Below are 18891 nucleotides of genomic sequence, written 5' to 3' on the forward strand. Positions count from 1 at the left end.
TAGTAAAATAAAGTCATAAAAAAATAATTGACAAAAGTGTAAAATCAGGGTAGACTTTATCCATTAAAAGTGTTAAACTTTAATGCTTTAAAGCAATTTTGTGTTGAAGTAAAGCATTACGGTTTAAAAGGAGGAAGTTATGAAAAAATCAAAAAAAGCGATCTCTATTATTTTAACCGCATTGCTAGTTACGGCGTCCTTAACCGGATGTGGTAAGAAAGACAGCGCTTCAGGAGGAGATGTATTTCGTATTGGTGTTGATCAATTAGTAGAACATGCCGCACTAGATGCTTCTTATAAGGGTTTTGTAGATGCTCTGGCGGAAGCAGGGTATGTAGACGGAGAGAAAATAACCATTGATTACCAGAATGCGCAGGGTGATCAGGCTAATGCCAATACCATTGCATCAAAATTAGTAAATGATAATGATGATTTAATCTTAGCTATTGCGACTCCGGCCTCTCAGGCTGTTGCCAATGCAACAAAAGATATTCCTATACTGGTGACTGCAGTTACCGATCCTGCTGCTGCCGGTTTAGTAGCATCCAATGAAGCACCGGGCGGTAATGTTTCAGGAACCTCTGATTTAACTCCGGTTAAGGAACAAATTGATTTATTAAAACAATTAGTACCTGATGCGAAAAAAATCGCCATTCTTTATTGCTCCAGTGAAGTAAACTCAAAAATTCAGGCTGATATGGCTATTGAAGCTGCTACAAAATTGGGAATAGAATCAGAGGAGGCAACGGTTTCCAATACTAATGAAATTCAGCAGGTGGTAGAATCATTAATCGGTAAAGTGGATGCAATCTATGCTCCAACCGATAATGTTATAGCAAAAGCAATGCCAACAGTTTCCCAGGTTGCCAATGCCAACAATCTTCCTATCATCTGTGGTGAAGAGGGTATGGTGGATGCAGGTGGTTTAGCTACATATGGAATCGATTATTACGAACTTGGTAAATTAACCGGAAAACAAGCAGTAAAGATTATAGAAGGAACAGCTACTGTGGCAGAAATGCCCATTGAATATCTTTCAGCAGATCAATGTAAATTATCCATCAATGAGGATGTTGCAGCTCAGTTAGGAATTGAAATTCCGTCTGATTTAGTAGAAGATAAAGAATAAATTTAAGTTTTATAATAACAGAAAAGCTGTCCCAAAGTAGGATTCTTGCATCTGTTTACTTACATGAACAAGAATTATATAAGGGACAGTTTTTATTTTAAGGGAAGGTAAGGAATGATTATGAGTATAAAAGCAGTATTGGCAAATTTAATACTATTATTGCCGGCAATATTACTGGCTGTTGTTGGTGCCCTGTCACAAGGGCTTTTTTGGGCAATATTAGCCATTGGTGTTTATATTTCATTTCGTATATTGGATATTGCAGATATGACCAGTGAGGGAAGCTTTGCATTGGGAGGGTGTGTCAGTGCAACTGTTATTGTAGCTTTGGGATGGAATCCTTTCATAAGTCTAATCATAGCGATAATTGCTGGAATGTTATCAGGAGTTGTAACAGGCCTTTTACATACAAAACTAAAAATACCTGCGATTCTTTCCGGTATTCTATCTATGATAGCATTATACTCCGTTAATTTAAGAATAATGGGGCAGGCCAATACTCCGCTTCTTGGACAGAAAACAGTAATATCGGAGATAAAAGGAGTGCTGCCTTCGGCACAAGAACTTGGAATGAAAGATTCTCTCTTACAGACGTTGGTTTCAATTGGTATAGGATTAGCTTTTGCTATATTAGTAATTGGCTTTTTGTATTGGTTTTTCGGCACGGAAATCGGATGTACCATTCGTGCTACGGGTAATAATGAAGCTATGGTTAGGGCACAGGGGTCCAATACAGACTTAATGAAAATAATCGGTCTGGCGTTAGGAAATGGTTTAATTGCTTTATCCGGTGGTCTTGTAGCACAGAGTCAGGGGTATGCAGATGTAAGTATGGGTGTTGGTGCAATCGTAGTAGGCCTTGCTTCTATCGTAATTGGAGAGGTAGTATTTCACAAGAGGCGTTCTTTTGCTTATAAGCTTAGGGCAATTATAATTGGTGCCGTTATCTATCGTATCATTATCGCTATCGTATTGCAATTTGGTCTAAATACCAATGATTTAAAACTTCTGACTGCGGTTCTTGTTGCAGTTGCATTATCCGTACCGGTTTTAAAGAAACAAAAAGTGGCAATACGTAAGGAGGTGCAATAATATGCTATCATTAAATAATTTATATAAGACCTTTAACCCGGGAACGATCAATGAAAAAAGAGTATTAAACGGTCTAGAGCTTAAGTTAAATCCATCAGATTTTGTTACTATTATCGGCGGCAACGGTGCCGGTAAATCCACCATGCTTAATATGATAGCAGGAGTACATTTTCCGGATGAAGGAACAATAACACTTGACGGTATTAATATAACCAGGCTGCCGGAATATGAGAGGGCAAAGTATCTTGGGAGAGTTTTTCAGGACCCTATGATGGGAACTGCAGCCGATATGGAAATTGAAGAAAATCTGGCGTTGGCATATCGAAGAGGTAAAAGGCGAGGCTTAAGCTGGGGTATCACAAAATCAGAGAAAGAGTTATATGTGGAACTTTTAAAAACCTTGGATTTAGGATTAGAAACCAGGCTAACCTCTAAAGTTGGACTTCTCTCCGGTGGTCAGAGGCAGGCACTTACTCTTCTTATGGCAACCTTAAAAAATCCTAAGCTGCTTCTTTTAGACGAACATACTGCGGCATTAGATCCCAAAACAGCCAGAAAAGTATTGGAATTGACAGAACAAATCGTAACTAAAAATTCCCTTACAGCCCTAATGGTAACCCATAATATGAAAAATGCCATCCAGTACGGAAACCGACTGATTATGATGTTTGAAGGCAAAATTATATATGATGTATCAGGAGAAGAAAAAAAGAAACTTCAGGTAAGTGATCTGTTAGCAAGATTTGAAAGTGTCAGCGGCGGTGAATTTGCTAACGACAGAATGATGCTGGCATGAATTGATATAATATGATAAGTTAATACAACAAATTTTGAAATGGGTATACCAATATCTGACATAATATGCTATAATATGAGCCTAGTGTATTGTATGGTAATAAAATACTATATTTAATTTCAGGCGAATTTAACTGTAAACCGCCTTATATCGGAAGATGTACTTTATCTTCCGATAAATTTTGTAATGGAACAGCATGTCTTTCATTATAAGATTTTAGAAAGCGCTTTTATCAGAAGTTTAAAAAACAACTTCTGATAAATTATATTATAGGAACAAAAATCATGTTCCTATAATCAGATGCACGGCGGAAAAACATCGCCTTTTATCAGAAGTTTAAAACAACTTCTGATAAATTATATTATAGGAACAAAAATCATGTTCCTATAATCGGATGCACGGCGGAAAAACATCGCCTTTTATCAGAAGTTTATAAGGCAACTTCTGATAAATTATATTATACATACTTGGAGGATTCAGGGGAATGAGATTTCTTACTATCGATAAAGTGGTTCCAGGTTCTCGTTTAGCAAAACCGTTATATGGTGCTCAGGGTGTAATTTTATTAAGGGAAAATGTAGAATTAACGGAAGCTATTCTTGCCAGATTAATCTCCCATGGTTTTACCGGTCTGTACATTGAAGACGAGATATCGGAAGGTATTGTTATTCAAGATGTTGTTGACGAAGGATTACGATTACAAACTGCTTCGCGTCTGGAAACCATAGTAAACCAAAACGGAAACATCGCAGAAATGATGCCCTTAATATCTGAGATTGTGGATAATATTCTTGCAAACGGTGATGTTGAAATTAATATGCATCATCTGTGGGGACACCATGAATATACGTATCTTCATTGTGTAAATGTAGGGATTTTAGCTGTCAGTATTGGTATAAAACTAAACTTAAGCCGTGATAACTTAATTTATTTGGGCACTGCCGGTATTCTACATGATATCGGTAAAAAGAATGTACCAATAGAGATATTAGATAAACAAGGGAAACTTTCAGGCGAAGAATATGAACTAATACAAAAGCACCCGGAAATGGGATTTCAAATCCTGGCAGAATCAATTGAACTTAATAGCGTTACCAAAGCCGGTGTGCTGCAGCATCATGAAAGGTATGACGGATCCGGGTATCCAAGAGGTTTAAAAGGAAATGAAATAACTATATTCGGACGAATCCTGGCTGTTGCGGATACTTATGATGCCATGACTTCTGACCGGGCATACCGAAACGCTTTTTCTCCATCTGAAACAGTGGAATATTTAATGGGAACTGGTAACCAATTATATGATTCCGAAGTAATAGAAGTTTTTATGAAATGTGTTACGATATATCCGGTAGGAACCAGTGTAGAATTAAGTGACGGAACGAAAGGAATAATTATGCAGAATCATTCGGATTGCGTCTTAAGACCGTTAATCCGCAATATTGAAACTAAGGAATTGATCGATTTAAAAAATGATCCCCAATTTTATAGTGTATGCATTTCTAAAATTATTATGTAAACTTACGTATTTAAGTAGTGGATTTTAATTAAAGGGTATAAGTATATAACAATTTAATATAATAAACTGTGTTGGTAAATGGTTATGCTAATTTATTATAAGAGCTGGAGAACGGACCAATACGGCATGTATAATCATGATTGAACATGAATTAAGAATGTGTACTATGTTATATTTAGTATATTGACAAATAATATTCAGACTGTTATCATGGTATCAGCGAGGCGAAGGTGTTCTTATGGAATGCTTTCGCCCTTTTTTGAATAAATATAGAATAATTATAAAAGGGAGAGACGAAGATATGAATCACTACACAAAACAAGATATTATCAGAATAGTTGAAGAAGAGGATGTAGAATTTATAAGACTTCAGTTTACTGATATTTTCGGAAATCTGAAAAATGTTGCTGTAACAACCAGCCAGTTGGATAAAGTATTAGCTAATAAATGTATGTTTGACGGTTCTTCCATCGAAGGTTTTGTGCGTATTGAAGAATCAGACATGTATTTGTACCCCGATCTAGATACTTTTAAAATCTTCCCTTGGAGACCTCAGCAGGGTAAAGTTGCCAGATTTATTTGTGATGTTTACAGACCGGATGGCACACCTTTTGAAGGCGATCCAAGATATATACTGAAAAAGGTAATTAACGAGGCAAAAGAGATGGGTTACACATTTAATGTTGGCCCCGAATGTGAATTTTTCTTATTTAATGCGGAAGATAGCGGGGAACCTACCAATACTACCTTAGAGCGCGGCGGATATTTTGATGTGGGACCTTTGGATGCAGGCGAAAATGCCAGACGTGAGATGGTTTTAACCTTGGAGGATATGGGATTTATTATCGAAGCTTCCCACCATGAGGTAGCACCGGCCCAACATGAAATTGACTTCCAATATGATAATGCCCTTACAACTGCGGATAATATTATGACCTTTAAACTGGTAGTAAGAACCATAGCAAAAAGACATGGGTTGCATGCTACTTTTATGCCGAAACCGAAATTCGGTGTAAATGGTTCCGGTATGCATATTAATATGTCCCTTAGTAAAGACGGAAAAAATATCTTTGACGACCCAAACGGTAAACTAGGGTTAAGTGAAGACGCCTACCACTTTATAGCAGGTTTAATGAAGCATATGGAGGGTATGGCAGCCGTAACCAATCCACTGGTTAATTCTTATAAGAGATTGGTGCCTGGTTATGAAGCACCCGTTTACATTGCGTGGTCAGCTACTAACAGAAGCCCGTTAATCCGTATTCCTGCAGCCAGAGGTGCCAGTGCCAGGGTCGAACTTAGATGTCCTGATCCGGCAGCAAATCCTTATCTTGCTTTAGCCGTGTGCCTTGCGGCAGGACTTGATGGAATTAAAAATAAATTAACTCCGCCGGATAGCGTGGATATGAATATCTTTACCATGACAGAGGAAGAAAAAGCGGATAAAGGCATTAAAAATCTCCCGAGTAATTTGAAAGAAGCTTTAGTTGCATTTGAAAAAAATGAATTAGTAAAAATTGTATTGGGAGAACATACGACCAGTAAATATTTAGAAGCCAAGAACGCAGAGTGGAATCAATATACCATACAGGTATCTCAGTGGGAATTAGATCAATACTTACATCGCATATAAGGAATCAGCATAGTGGACATATACCACTAAGTGAAATATCAAAGCGATGGAGGTGATCAGATGTGCCTGATATTATTATAGCTTTTCCCAAGATAGAAGATGCAATGAGTATAAAAAATGCATTAGTCAGAAACGGTTTTGAAGTGAATGCCACCTGCACTACAGGCGCGCAGGTAGTAGGAATAGCAAATGAATTAGATGATGGAATCGTAATATGCGGGTACCGTTTTTCGGATATGCATTATAGTGAGTTAAATAATTATCTTCCGAAAGGGTTTGAAATGCTTTTGATTGCTTCTGCTGCGAAACTGGAAGAATGTACGGATAATAATATTGTCTGTCTTAGTATGCCGATAAAAATGCAAGACCTATTGAATACTGTGCAGATGATGAGTTATAATTATTCGAAGAAGAAGAAAAAGTTAAAAGATAAACCTAAACCAAGGTCAGAAGAGGATAAAGCTATTATCACCAAAGCAAAGCTTGTTCTAATGGAACGTAATAATATGACGGAAGAGGAAGCTCACCGGTACATACAGAAAAACAGTATGGATACCGGAACAAATATGGTTGAGATGGCGGAGATGATTTTAAGTTTAATATAAAAATTATGATTTGGTTTAAAAGGGAAAGGTATTAAAGGTTGATGGTATGAAGTTTACAAAAATGCAAGGTTGTGGAAATGATTATGTATACGTTAACTGTTTTAAAGAAAAAGTTGATAACGCTCCTGAGATATCTAAGCTAGTCAGTGACCGGCATTTTGGTATCGGATCGGATGGTTTAATTTTAATTAAACCATCCGATAAAGCGGATTTTTATATGGATATGTATAACTCTGACGGAACAAAATCCCAGATGTGCGGAAACGGAATCCGTTGCGTGGCAAAATATGTCTATGATTACGGCCTTACGGATAAACACAATATTTCCATAGAAACAGGAGCAGGTATAAAATATCTGGATTTAAAAATCAAGGAAAACAAAGTTTTTGAAGTAACGGTTGATATGGGAAGTCCAATCACGAAAGCCAGCCAGATACCGGTTATCAGTGACAGCGAGGAGGTTATTGCTAAACCTGTCAGAGTAATGGATACCGAATATTCAGTAACCTGCGTATCCATGGGAAACCCACATGCTATTATATTTGTTGATGATACTAAATCAATTGATATAGAGAAAATTGGTCCGCTATTCGAATATCACAACATGTTTCCGGAAAGAACCAATACGGAATTTATACATGTAATAGATAAAAACACCATTGATATGAGAGTATGGGAACGTGGTTCCGGTGAAACCTTAGCCTGCGGAACAGGAGCCTGCGCCAGTGTATATGCCTGCATATGGAACGGATTTACCGAGGATAATGTTACCGTGAGACTCTTAGGCGGTGAACTAAAAATAAAATATGACAGGGATAAGAATACAATCTTTATGACAGGTCCGGCAGCAACGGTTTTTGATGGAGAAATCAACTTAAACATTTGATTGTTATACGGTATTATTTAAAATATACCAGTTATTAATAAAAACGAAAGGTTAGACCTGAACGGCCAGTTTTAGCTTTTGATTTTGTATTTGAGATATGGTATATTATAACTAGAATGTAGTTTACACTTATCTAAGTGATACAAAACAAAAAAGGAGCAAAATATATGTTTAAAATTAATGAAAATTACTTGAAATTACCCGGAAGCTATTTATTTTCGGATATTGGAAAGAAAGTAAAAGCATTTACGGAAGCCAATCCGGATAAAAAAATAATCCGTTTGGGAATCGGAGATGTTACACTGCCGTTAGCTCCCGCTGTAATCGATGCCTTGCACAAAGCAACCGATGAAATGGCTGTTAAGGAGACTTTTAAAGGTTATGCACCGGATCTTGGTTATGAGTTTTTAAGAACTGCCATAGCGGAAAATGATTATAAAACCAGAGGTGTAGACATAACAATTGATGAAATCTTCATTAGTGACGGTGCTAAAAGTGATTCCGGTAATATCCAGGAAATTTTCGATTTAAACAATAAAATAGCAGTATGTGATCCGGTATATCCTGTTTATGTAGACAGTAATGCCATGGCGGGAAGAACAGGGGAATTTTTACCGGAACTTGGAAGATGGAGTGAAGTAATTTACATGCCATGTACAGAAGAAAGTAATTTTGCTCCCGAATTACCAAAAGTTGAACCGGATATTATTTATTTATGTTTTCCCAATAATCCTACCGGTTCTACGATTAATAAAGCCGAACTTCAGAAATGGGTGGATTATGCCAATAAAGCAGGTGCAGTGATTATATATGACGCTGCATATGAAGCATATATATCCGAGGAGGATGTACCTCATAGTATCTATGAGTGTCAGGGTGCTAAGACCTGTGCCATAGAACTTAGAAGTTTCTCTAAAAATGCAGGTTTTACCGGTACCAGATTAGCTTTTACGGTTATTCCGAAAGAATTAAAATGCGGTGATGTAATGTTAAACAGTTTATGGGCAAGACGTCACGGAACAAAATTCAATGGTACTCCTTATATCATTCAGGCTGCCGGTGCGGCAGTATACACGGAAGAAGGGAAAAGGCAGACTAAGGAACAGATTGCTTATTACATGAATAATGCAAAAGTAATAAGAGAAGGATTGGCAGCTGCCGGATATCACGTTTCCGGTGGTGTAAATGCACCTTATATCTGGTTAAAAACCCCTGGTAAGATGACCTCCTGGGAATTCTTTGACTATCTTTTAAAGGAAGCCAATGTAGTAGGAACTCCCGGTTCCGGTTTCGGACCTCACGGGGAGGGATATTTCCGTCTTACGGCTTTTGGTACTTACGAAAATACCCTGGAAGCAATTGAGAGAATAAAAAAATTATAAATTCATTAAACCTTCAAACCGGACTAATAAATTTCCCGGTTTGGAGGTTTTTTTTGTAACGACCAATCAACATATTCTTGCTGATTATTTCCATTGAGGTGAGTGAGTGGGTAAGTAGAAGAAACCAGCCCTGAATGGTTTATGTTGGCTTGGAATAATAGGATACTATAGAATATATTTTATATATGATGTATAATACTGTTATTAAATTTTTGTTAACTGAAAGAGTAATTTATTCAGTTATATAGTGGGTATAAAAACAGGAAATCAAGAAAGGAATTTTAGATTATGATTTTTCCGGCATTTATAAAAAAAGGATGTACTATTGGTATTACGGCACTTTCTGACGGAAATAAAAAAGAGACGGATTTTGTTCGCTTGGATTCCGGTAAGAAACAGTTGGCAGCTAAAGGGTATAAACTTCTGGAAACAACCCATGTACGCTCCAGTAATAAGGGAAGAAGTACGGACGGAGAAACCCGGGCGGAAGAGTTTTTGGAACTTATTAAAAATGAGGATGTTATGTGGATAATTTCTGCAAAAGGTGGAGATTATCTAATGGAAATGCTTCCGTATGTGGATTTCAACGAAATTTCATTAAATCCTAAATGGATTCAGGGCTATTCGGATAATACAGGTATAACTTTTACCGTGACAACGAATTGTGATATGGCAACGGTTTATGGTTGTAATTTTAATGATTTTGGAATGGAACCCTGGCATAGGGCAATAAAAGCTAACCTTAATATGATAGAGGGAAATGATATAGTTCAGACAAGTTTTGATTTTTATGAAGATGGGTTTTATGACAGAATTACCGGACTGGAAAGTTATAATACGGACAAAGAAGTTTATTGGAGAAATATAACCGGACAGGAAGAAATTAAGTTAAATGGCAGGCTTTTAGGTGGATGCCTGGATGTATTACTTAACCTGGTAGGAACGAAATATGATAAAACAGTCCGCTTTATAGAGAAATATAAGGATGACGGAATCATATGGTATCTGGAAAGTTTTTCACTAAACAGTGAAGCATTGACCAGGGGGTTGTGGCAGTTAAGGGAAGCAGGATGGTTTCAGACGGCAAAAGGATTTGTATTCGGAAGACCTGCATTTTATGATGAGCAAGGTGAAATATCCTATGAAGAAGCGGTTTTATCCGTTCTTGGCGGATTGGAGGTACCGGTAATATTAGATGCCGATATTGGACATAAGGCCCCCGCTATGGCTGTTATTAACGGATCACTTGGTTTTATATCCTGTAAGAATGGAAAAGGTTCCTTAAAAATGATGTTCCTGTAATTTAAAATTTACCCTTGCTATATTAAAAATTCTGTGTTAATATAAGTCAATAATGAAAAAATACACAATGTAATGTATTAATATAATTGGAATAAAGCGATGAAAGAGACTAACCTGTGTGGATTGCATCGATAAACAGGAATGGCGTGTCACCGACTGAGAGCATGCCTTGGATGATAGATACGGGAAGGAACACTCCGGAGCTCATGGATTGAATGGATAATATCTTAATTTTTGGTATTGCTGTAGTAGGTTTATGCGTGACACGCGTTAAGTGTAAGAGAGGAAAGCCTAAAACTTTCAATGCGGGTGGTACCGCGGGTAAAATTCAATATCCCGTCCCGAGTATATATGATTTTGAAATCATATATGCTCGGGATTTTTTAATGTATAGAAATATCATTCCATACATTAAAAAACGATCCTTAAAAACCGTTTAATTAAAACGTCTGCCACATATATAAATGGGAATGCGGACGAACCGGAGAAGATTGTATAACATTTGAGTTGAATATTTTTATAAGGAAAATTTAAGAAGTACAAGGAGGAATGTACATGGATTTTGTAAATGGTTTAAAGCAGAAAGATACGGTAGAAATCGGAGATATTCTTACCGGTGATTTTAAAGGGAAAGAAATAAAAATAAAAGGTGCTGTTCATACCGTCAGGGACATGAGCGAATTCTCTTTTGTTGTATTAAGAAGATACGATGGTTTAGTACAATGTGTTTATGAAGAAAGTAAAATACCGGAATTTAACAGTAAAGTTTTAAGAGAAGGCGCTACGGTAGAAGTAACCGGTACGGTAAACAGTGAAGAACGTGCACCGGGAGGATTTGAGATCCGTATTAATGCAATCCGTTTATTATCCGAACCTGCGAAGGATTCTACTATGCCGATACCCATCAGCAAGTGGAAATTAAAGACTTCCCTGGAAACCAAATTATCCTTAAGACCCATATCCCTTAGAAATGTCAGAGAGAGAGCAATCTTTAAAATTCAGGAAGGACTTGTAAGAGGTTTTCGTGATTTTATGTTTTCACAGCATTTTACCGAGATCAGAACTCCTAAGATTGTTGCAGGTAATGCAGAAGGCGGAGCAAATGTATTTAAACTTGAGTACTTCGGCAAAAAGGCATTTTTGGCACAAAGCCCGCAGTTTTATAAACAAACCATGGTTGGAGTATATGACAGGGTTTTTGAAGCTTCTCCCGTATTCCGTGCAGAAAAACATAATACAACAAGACATTTAAATGAATATACAAGTCTTGATTTTGAAATGGGATACATCGATGGTTTTGAAGATATTATGGATATGGAAGCTGCCATGTTAAAATATACGTTTCAGTTTTTAGAAGAAGAATACGCAAAAGAAATCAAACTGTTAGGAATTACACTTCCTGATGTTACAAACATCCCGGCGGTTCGTTTTGATGAAGCGAAGAGGTTAGTGTCAGAAAAATATGAACGTAAGATTCGTAATCCATATGATTTAGAGCCGGAGGAAGAAATACTGATCGGCAGATACTTTAAAGAGGAATATAACAGCGATTTCGTATTTGTAACACATTATCCGTCAAAGAAGAGACCTTTTTATGCAATGGATGACCCGGCAGATACAAAGTTTACCTTAAGTTTTGACTTATTATTTAAAGGTATGGAAATAACAACCGGCGGGCAAAGAATTCATTCCTATGAAGATCAGGTTGCAAAAATGGTTGCCAGAGGTATGGATCCCAATGATTTTACTAATTTCTTAATGATTCATAAACATGGAATGCCTCCTCACGGAGGATTGGGAATCGGTTTGGAACGACTTACCATGAGGCTTCTCGATGAACAGAACGTAAGGGAAACAACTCTCTTTCCAAGGGATGTATCCAGACTGGAACCTTAAATCCAATAAATAAATATAGGTAATAGCGAAACACGGTTATTGTATTTATTTACCATGCAAATAATACAATTTCAGAGCTGAATCTTGCCAGGAGGGCAACTGAAGCTCTGAAATTCGTATTAATTGTATAGTGTATTCAGATTAAATAGTTTCGCAATTGCCTAAAACTAAACAGATTAAAAGGAGAATATTATGGCGATAACCGATGAAACGATAGAATATGTAGCTGCCCTTGCTAAACTGGATTTAAGCGGGGAAGAGAAAGAAAAGGCCAAAAAAGATTTAGGCAGTATTTTAGCTTATATGGATACCATGAACGAACTTAATACGGATCATATTGAACCTATGTCCCATGTTTTCCCGATTCGTAATGTATTTCGTGAAGATGTTGTGGTCAATGAACCAAACAGGGATATATTACTTAGCAATGCACCGGCAAGTAAAGACGGCTGTTTCATGGTTCCAAAAACTGTGGAATAATTTGTACTTGCTTATTTTAAGAAATTGTTTAAGCTAGGTTTTACTATGGAATACACTTATTTTGTTTCTTAAATTGACGGAACTTACGGTAAAACAAGTTTTGGATAACTTATTATTGGGTATTTGATTAACATAAATATCCAGAAAAGAGGTTGAAATGGATATAACAGCATTATCCGCCCTGGAACTGGGCAGGAAAATCAAAGAAAAAGAAATATCAGTAGTTGAAGCGACAAAAGCTCAATTAGATATAATAAAAGCAAAGGATGCTTCCTATCATTGTTATATTACCGTTATGGAAAAGGAAGCACTATTAAGAGCTGAGGAAATACAGAAACGAATCGATGCCGGGGAATTCAAAGATTCGCCCCTTGCCGGAGTTCCGGTAGCGATAAAAGATAATATTTGCACCAAAGGGGTAAAGACAACCTGCGGTTCCAAAATTTTATATAATTTTAATCCGCCTTATAACGCAACGGTTATAGATAAACTGGAAAATGCCGGAGCTGTTATGATTGGTAAAACCAATATGGATGAGTTCGCTATGGGCAGTACCACCGAGACCTCTTATTTTGGAGTTACCAACAATCCTAAGAATACAGAACATGTACCCGGAGGTTCCAGTGGCGGTTCAGCAGCAGCAGTAGCAGCAAATGAAGCCTTTTATGCATTAGGATCGGATACAGGCGGTTCCATCCGTCAGCCAAGTTCATTCTGCGGTGTGACAGGAATTAAACCTACTTATGGTACCGTATCCCGTTATGGGTTAGTGGCTTATGCATCCTCCCTGGATCAGATCGGGCCAATTGCAAGAACCGTATCGGATTGTGCCGTAGCCTTAGATATAATATCAGGACACGATAAAAAGGATTCTACCTCCGTTGCACAGGATAATTACCAGTATAGCAAGGCGTTGGTTGATGATGTCAAGGGTATGAAAATAGGCATTCCGAGGGGTTATTTAGGTAAAGGACTGGATGAGGAAGTCAAGAAAAGTATCTTAGCGGCAGCGAAAAGTTTAAAGAATAAGGGAGCAATTGTAGAAGAGTTTGATTTAGATGCAGTAGATTATGCAATACCTGCTTATTATGTTATCGCTTCTGCGGAAGCAAGTTCAAACTTATCCAGATATGATGGTGTAAAATATGGGTTCCGTACTGAAAACTTTGAAGGTCTTCAGGATGTATATAAGAAGAGCAGAAGTGAGGGTTTTGGCAACGAAGTAAAGCGAAGAATGATGATAGGTGCTTTCGTTTTAAGCTCCGGATATTATGATGCTTATTATAACAAAGCTCTGAAAGTAAAAGCAATTATTAAAGAAGGTTTTGATAAGGCTTTTCAAAAGTATGATGTCCTGTTAGGGCCTACGGCTCCTTCCACAGCTCCCAAATTAGGTGAAAGTTTATCCGATCCATTAAAGATGTATCTGGGCGATATCTATACCGTATCCGTAAACCTGACAGGTTTGCCCGCAATCAGTTTACCATGCGGAACAGATTCCAAAGGATTGCCTATCGGTATGCAGTTAATCGGTAAACCTTTTGGCGAAAAAGATATTATCCGTGTTGCATACAGCTATGAACAAACCCAAGATGGCAGTCAATAGTTTGTGAAATAGATGTATGCGGCTGCCGAGGCAGCCATGCCGCGAAGTGTGAAAGAAAAAGACTTTCACTCGGAAAGAACCTGAAAAAGGGCTTCATTCAACAGATTTTATGCCGCCATTGGCGGCGGAATGCGAGGAAAACATGAAATCATATGAAACTGTCATTGGGTTGGAAGTACATGTGGAATTAGCTACGGAAACAAAGATATTTTGTGGATGTACCACCCAGTTCGGTGGTGAACCGAATACACATTGCTGCCCGGTATGTACCGGTATGCCGGGGACCCTTCCCGTTTTAAATAAAAAAGTAGTAGAATTTGCCATGGCCGCCGGCTTGGCAACCAATTGCACCATTACCCAGAATTGTAAATTTGACCGTAAAAATTATTTTTATCCCGATCTTCCAAAGGCTTATCAGGTTTCTCAGCTTTATCTTCCGATTTGCAGGAACGGCGGTATTGAGATAGAAGTCGGAGGACTAAAAAAAGTAATTGGTATCCATGAAATCCATATGGAGGAAGATGCGGGTAAATTAGTTCATGATCCCTGGGAAGATTGTACACTGGTAGATTATAACCGCTGCGGTGTTCCCCTCATTGAAATTGTAAGTGAACCGGATATGAGATCTGCAGAGGAAGTAATAGCTTACCTGGAAAAATTAAAATTAATACTTCAATATCTTGGGGTATCAGACTGTAAGATGCAGGAGGGTTCCCTTCGTGCAGACATTAACCTTTCCGTAAGAGAAGTTGGTGCCAAAGAATTTGGTACCCGTACGGAGATGAAGAATATGAACTCCTTTAAAGCGATAGCCAGGGCAATTGAAGGAGAAAGAAAAAGACAGATAGAATTATTGGAATATGGAAAGGCAGTTACTCAGGAGACCAGGCGCTGGGATGATAACAAGGATACCAGTTTTGCCATGCGTTCCAAAGAAGATGCTCAGGATTACCGCTATTTTCCTGAACCGGACTTAGTCCCTATCGAAATCAGTGATGAATGGTTAGCTGAAATTAGAAGCCGTCAGCCGGAGCTGCGTGATGCGAAAATGCTTCGTTATGAAACAGAATATGATATTCCCGCATATGATGCCGGAATCATAACCGGTTCGAAGAAACTGGCTGATATATTTGAAGAGACTGTTGCTATCTGCGGTAAACCAAAAGAAGTTTCAAACTGGTTAATGGTGGAAACCATGCGCCTTTTAAAAGAAAGTGAGATGGAACCGGAGAATATAGCTTTCTCAGCGGATAATTTAGCAAAATTAATCGGATTAATCGGGGATGGTAAAATTAACAGAACCGTAGCAAAAGAAGTATTTGAAGAAGTCTTTAAGACTAACATTAATCCGGTACAATATGTGGAAGAACGCGGCTTATCCATGGTAAGTGATGAGGGTGTATTACGCTCTACGATTGAAAAAATCCTTGCAGCAAATCAGACATCCGTGGATGATTATCACAACGGAAAAGAAAAGGCCCTTGGATTCTTAGTCGGTCAGACAATGAAAGAAATGAAAGGCAAAGCAGATCCGGGTATGATTAACCGAATTTTAAAAGAACTCCTGTAAAAATTAACCTTTATTATTGATTTATATCATTATTAAGAATATAATGAAAACAGTAAAAAGCAGATGAATAGTATAAACCAGGAGGAAACAGTAATGGAAGATAAAAGACGCAGTAAAAGGCTGCAGGTTAACCTGAACTTGGATATTTCCAGCCTTTTTAAGCAGGATAATGTACGTGTTGATCATATTGATGCCCCGATAGAGGTAATTAATATATCAAAAGATGGCATCGGTTTTAAATCAAAAAGTGTTTTACCGGTAGATTATTATTTTAATGCAAAACTTGAATTAGGCGACGTAAGTTCCTGTCTGTACAGTGTGGTAAAGATTATCAGACAGGATGCAGAAAATGTCGGAACGTATACTTACGGTGCAGAATTTGTAGGAATGCCATCCGTTCTTCAATATATCTTTGATGAATATGAGGAACGGGAATCCAAATAAGATAATATAAGTTCTTTATTATAATAGGAAGAAGGGGCTGCTGTAAATAAGATTGATTCCTTATAAACAAGGTTAAATCTTAATTACAGCAGCCCTAAATTTTCCATAAGAGTGGTTTTATTTTATGCCCGTAAATCAAAATTAAACCGGGTGTAAGAGGGTGTTGTCTGTGTTTCGGCTTTCAGAAAATCCTCAACAATATTTAGCTCTTTTTCCCGTTTCAGAATTTCAGTATGGAGGGTATAACCTTTGGATTTCAGAGCTTCTTCTAATAAATATCTATGGGATATAAGTAATTTTTCAACGTCCGAATTATCAATATAAAACTTACTGTTTAAATATTTATCATGCAAGTCCAGATAAATATCCAGTGGTCCAAGATGCTCCATATCAAGGTGGAGTAAAACACTGATACCGTCAGCGGCTGTCCTCCCTGCTTTCTTTTTGGAATAAACATATAATTCACTGTTAGCCAACTGGCTTTTTAATTTCAGTGGAAGTGGAACATAGGTTAAAAATGCATTCAGGTTATTGATAAAATTTATGTTTTCCTGAAAATGATTTGCCTGGTTTAGAATCTGGTTATTTCCCGTTTGGGCAGATTGTTCCATATATTCTTTTAGCTGAGTCAGCTGATTCAGTATGCTGTCAAAATGTTTGTTAATATCTTCATTTTTTCTTAATTCAGCAGGTTCCAGGGTCCACTGGTCTAAGAGTTCATTTTTAACCAGAAGGCGAAATTCTTTGGAGGATAATAATGCCTTATTCGATTCTTCGGAACTGTCTTTTAGATTAGCATTTATCCAGGTTAATAAATCTTTAGCGGTTAGGGTTCCTTTCATAATATTTTCTTTTAATAAGAAAATACTCTCGTCTGTTAGAGGCTGTTTTATGTCCATACCCTGAATGAATGTATCAATGGAATTTAAGAGGTTCATACGGGCAGAAGAGTTCAGAAAGGTTCCTATCTGACGGCCGGTATATGCGGCTTCTGCATTCCCGCTCAAGATTGTCTGGACTGCTGGGGAATTCATAAGCGCAGACTTTATACCGGGTGCTGTTAATTCTCCGGCAGGATTATTTAAGGTATTATATAGTTTCTGCGTTATTTCCTTTAAATCAGCCGTACCTTCTAACAGGCCGTTTATTAACCTGTCTCCGAATAAGTTTCTGGTCATCGTATCGGAATTCAATATATTAACCAGCTCCATAACCTCTGGTCCGGATAAAAGATTACCGGTTATGTTACTATTAGTAATACCTGGATTTCCATCCGTAGTCATACTATTGTTAAATGGGATGAATTCGTTGCTATACGTATTCCCAGAATCAGAAACAGCAGAAGCTGCAGCATTATTTTGCATAATATCCCCTGAAATTACTCCGTTTCGGTTTAGTAGCAGATTCAGCAGGTTCGAACAATGTGCCATATAATTGGAATCAGGTTTGTCACCTTGTATTTGAAATAAATCAGAGACGGATTCCGCTAAGGATTTTATTTCTCCGAGAACATTTTGCCCAGAGTTTTGATAGGCACTAAACTGACGGATATTTGCTTCATTCACCGGAATATGAAATTTATTCATAAGAACCAGAGTTTGTATATCGGTTTCTTTGTATAAAGCAGACTGTTTAATCAGCATGGATATGGTACTTTTATCAATTGACATCTGTTGTTCTAACAGTTCTTTTACCACACTTAAGTTGCGGTTTGTTTTCCCAAAACCGGCTGCTTCTAATGCTTTTTCAATCGTATTTTTTTCGGTAGTAAAATCAGTCTTTGCAATAATTTTTAAGGCGAGGCTTTTTATTGAAACATCCTCCACGCGAAAAGTTACTTTGTCACCGATTGCAAGATTACCGGATTCCTCCAGCCTTCCGTTTAAAATCCTTCCGTCTTCTAATTTTACTGTTACCTCATTACTTCTAAGATCCGTCACTTCACCGCGAATGAGCTGCCCTTTTTCTAAACCGGCAGTTGAATTTACGGCAGATGAGGAGTTCGAACTTACGGATGATGTAACAGCAGGGTTAACGGACCCATTAATACTTGTATTTGATTGCGAGATTTTATTACTTAACATAGTTTTCTCCCATGTTCATTTTAATTGTTATTTTGTATATTTATGTTATATGGGTTATTCAGCTTCTGAGGTTCCAGCACATATTGCACAGTGGTACTGTACGCGGATTAACTTCTTATTCCACGAATTTCCCTTATATTTGAATAGTTTCATTATACTATATATATCGGTAAAAAACAGGTTTACTTTATTTAAAAAATGGCCGGTTTAGTCTTGGAATTTTAGCAATTTACCTAATTAAAGGGATAAATCGTTTTTAAAATTATACATTATCTAAAAAGAAAAAAAATCAAACAAAAAAAAGATTGCCATTATAATTATTCTGTATTATAATATCAAATGAACAAAGGCGTTCTTGTGTACTCTAAAAATGCACAAGAACGCCTTTTTTATACCTAAAATTTGTAAATAAAGTTAAGAATTATCAAATTATTTGAATTATTATACAATTTGATATGGTCAAAAATAAA

15 protein-coding genes are annotated in these 18891 nt (G+C 37.3%); 14 read left to right on the top strand and 1 reads right to left on the bottom strand.

Annotated features, from left to right (window positions below; all coding sequences use genetic code 11):
- Window positions 1–139: 139 nt before the first annotated feature.
- The 14 genes from Ana3638_RS11165 (at window position 140) to Ana3638_RS11230 (ending at window position 16337) form a co-directional block, all read left to right on the top strand.
- Window positions 140–1129 carry an ABC transporter substrate-binding protein gene (locus tag Ana3638_RS11165; protein ID WP_161838094.1) on the top strand — a complete coding sequence of 330 codons (990 nt, stop codon included), beginning with the start codon at window positions 140–142 and terminating at the stop codon, window positions 1127–1129.
- 120 nt (window positions 1130–1249) lie between these two features.
- Entirely contained in the window at window positions 1250–2221 is a 972-nt protein-coding gene (locus Ana3638_RS11170) for an ABC transporter permease (protein ID WP_161840527.1), read from the top strand.
- Window position 2222: 1 nt separating this feature from the next.
- Window positions 2223–3017, top strand: coding sequence for an ABC transporter ATP-binding protein (locus Ana3638_RS11175; RefSeq protein WP_161838095.1), 795 nt, complete (start codon window positions 2223–2225; stop codon window positions 3015–3017).
- A gap of 484 nt (window positions 3018–3501) precedes the next feature.
- The gene (locus Ana3638_RS11180) at window positions 3502–4533 is read left to right on the top strand and encodes an HD-GYP domain-containing protein (RefSeq protein WP_161838096.1); all 1032 of its coding nucleotides are present in this window, start codon (window positions 3502–3504) and stop codon (window positions 4531–4533) included.
- 301 nt (window positions 4534–4834) lie between these two features.
- Window positions 4835–6166: a type I glutamate--ammonia ligase gene (gene glnA, locus Ana3638_RS11185; RefSeq protein WP_161838097.1), complete on the top strand. Its 1332-nt coding sequence runs from the start codon at window positions 4835–4837 to the stop codon at window positions 6164–6166.
- 62 nt (window positions 6167–6228) lie between these two features.
- Window positions 6229–6771, top strand: coding sequence for an ANTAR domain-containing response regulator (locus Ana3638_RS11190; RefSeq protein ID WP_161838098.1), 543 nt, complete (start codon window positions 6229–6231; stop codon window positions 6769–6771).
- Between the two features lie 46 nt (window positions 6772–6817).
- Window positions 6818–7657, top strand: a complete 840-nt coding sequence (gene dapF / locus Ana3638_RS11195; protein ID WP_161838099.1) for a diaminopimelate epimerase — start codon at window positions 6818–6820, stop codon at window positions 7655–7657.
- A 167-nt stretch (window positions 7658–7824) separates the two neighbouring features.
- Window positions 7825–9039, top strand: a complete 1215-nt coding sequence (locus Ana3638_RS11200) for an LL-diaminopimelate aminotransferase (protein ID WP_161838100.1) — start codon at window positions 7825–7827, stop codon at window positions 9037–9039.
- A gap of 288 nt (window positions 9040–9327) precedes the next feature.
- On the top strand, window positions 9328–10341 hold the full coding sequence (locus tag Ana3638_RS11205) for a S66 family peptidase (protein WP_161838101.1): 1014 nt from the start codon (window positions 9328–9330) through the stop codon (window positions 10339–10341).
- 555 nt (window positions 10342–10896) lie between these two features.
- Window positions 10897–12237, top strand: a complete 1341-nt coding sequence (gene aspS / locus Ana3638_RS11210) for an aspartate--tRNA(Asn) ligase (RefSeq protein WP_161838102.1) — start codon at window positions 10897–10899, stop codon at window positions 12235–12237.
- Between the two features lie 192 nt (window positions 12238–12429).
- Entirely contained in the window at window positions 12430–12717 is a 288-nt protein-coding gene (gatC, locus tag Ana3638_RS11215) for an Asp-tRNA(Asn)/Glu-tRNA(Gln) amidotransferase subunit GatC (protein WP_161838103.1), read from the top strand.
- A 157-nt stretch (window positions 12718–12874) separates the two neighbouring features.
- On the top strand, window positions 12875–14323 hold the full coding sequence (gatA, locus tag Ana3638_RS11220) for an Asp-tRNA(Asn)/Glu-tRNA(Gln) amidotransferase subunit GatA (RefSeq protein WP_161838104.1): 1449 nt from the start codon (window positions 12875–12877) through the stop codon (window positions 14321–14323).
- 142 nt (window positions 14324–14465) lie between these two features.
- A complete protein-coding gene (gene gatB / locus Ana3638_RS11225) occupies window positions 14466–15893 on the top strand; it encodes an Asp-tRNA(Asn)/Glu-tRNA(Gln) amidotransferase subunit GatB (protein ID WP_161838105.1) in 1428 nt (475 codons plus the stop codon).
- A 93-nt stretch (window positions 15894–15986) separates the two neighbouring features.
- Window positions 15987–16337, top strand: a complete 351-nt coding sequence (locus Ana3638_RS11230) for a PilZ domain-containing protein (RefSeq protein ID WP_161838106.1) — start codon at window positions 15987–15989, stop codon at window positions 16335–16337.
- Window positions 16338–16459: 122 nt separating this feature from the next.
- Here Ana3638_RS11230 and Ana3638_RS11235 read toward each other — a convergent pair whose 3' ends face one another.
- Entirely contained in the window at window positions 16460–18421 is a 1962-nt protein-coding gene (locus Ana3638_RS11235) for a flagellar hook-length control protein FliK (RefSeq protein ID WP_161838107.1), read from the bottom strand.
- Window positions 18422–18891: the final 470 nt, after the last annotated feature.

This window comes from Anaerocolumna sedimenticola (assembly GCF_009931695.1).
Taxonomy (GTDB): domain Bacteria; phylum Bacillota; class Clostridia; order Lachnospirales; family Lachnospiraceae; genus Anaerocolumna; species Anaerocolumna sedimenticola.

Excerpts from the sequence above, each read along its gene's own strand:
- gatA (WP_161838104.1), top strand. The coding sequence starts at position 12,875 with ATGGATATAACAGCATTATCCGCCCTGGAACTGGGCAGGAAAATCAAA.
- gatC (WP_161838103.1), top strand. The coding sequence starts at position 12,430 with ATGGCGATAACCGATGAAACGATAGAATATGTAGCTGCCCTTGCTAAA.
- gatB (WP_161838105.1), top strand. The coding sequence starts at position 14,466 with ATGAAATCATATGAAACTGTCATTGGGTTGGAAGTACATGTGGAATTA.
- Ana3638_RS11230 (WP_161838106.1), top strand. The coding sequence starts at position 15,987 with ATGGAAGATAAAAGACGCAGTAAAAGGCTGCAGGTTAACCTGAACTTG.
- Ana3638_RS11235 (WP_161838107.1), bottom strand. The coding sequence starts at position 18,421 with ATGTTAAGTAATAAAATCTCGCAATCAAATACAAGTATTAATGGGTCC.
- Ana3638_RS11175 (WP_161838095.1), top strand. The coding sequence starts at position 2,223 with ATGCTATCATTAAATAATTTATATAAGACCTTTAACCCGGGAACGATC.
- Ana3638_RS11200 (WP_161838100.1), top strand. The coding sequence starts at position 7,825 with ATGTTTAAAATTAATGAAAATTACTTGAAATTACCCGGAAGCTATTTA.
- Ana3638_RS11165 (WP_161838094.1), top strand. The coding sequence starts at position 140 with ATGAAAAAATCAAAAAAAGCGATCTCTATTATTTTAACCGCATTGCTA.
- dapF (WP_161838099.1), top strand. The coding sequence starts at position 6,818 with ATGAAGTTTACAAAAATGCAAGGTTGTGGAAATGATTATGTATACGTT.
- aspS (WP_161838102.1), top strand. The coding sequence starts at position 10,897 with ATGGATTTTGTAAATGGTTTAAAGCAGAAAGATACGGTAGAAATCGGA.
- glnA (WP_161838097.1), top strand. The coding sequence starts at position 4,835 with ATGAATCACTACACAAAACAAGATATTATCAGAATAGTTGAAGAAGAG.
- Ana3638_RS11170 (WP_161840527.1), top strand. The coding sequence starts at position 1,250 with ATGAGTATAAAAGCAGTATTGGCAAATTTAATACTATTATTGCCGGCA.
- Ana3638_RS11180 (WP_161838096.1), top strand. The coding sequence starts at position 3,502 with ATGAGATTTCTTACTATCGATAAAGTGGTTCCAGGTTCTCGTTTAGCA.
- Ana3638_RS11205 (WP_161838101.1), top strand. The coding sequence starts at position 9,328 with ATGATTTTTCCGGCATTTATAAAAAAAGGATGTACTATTGGTATTACG.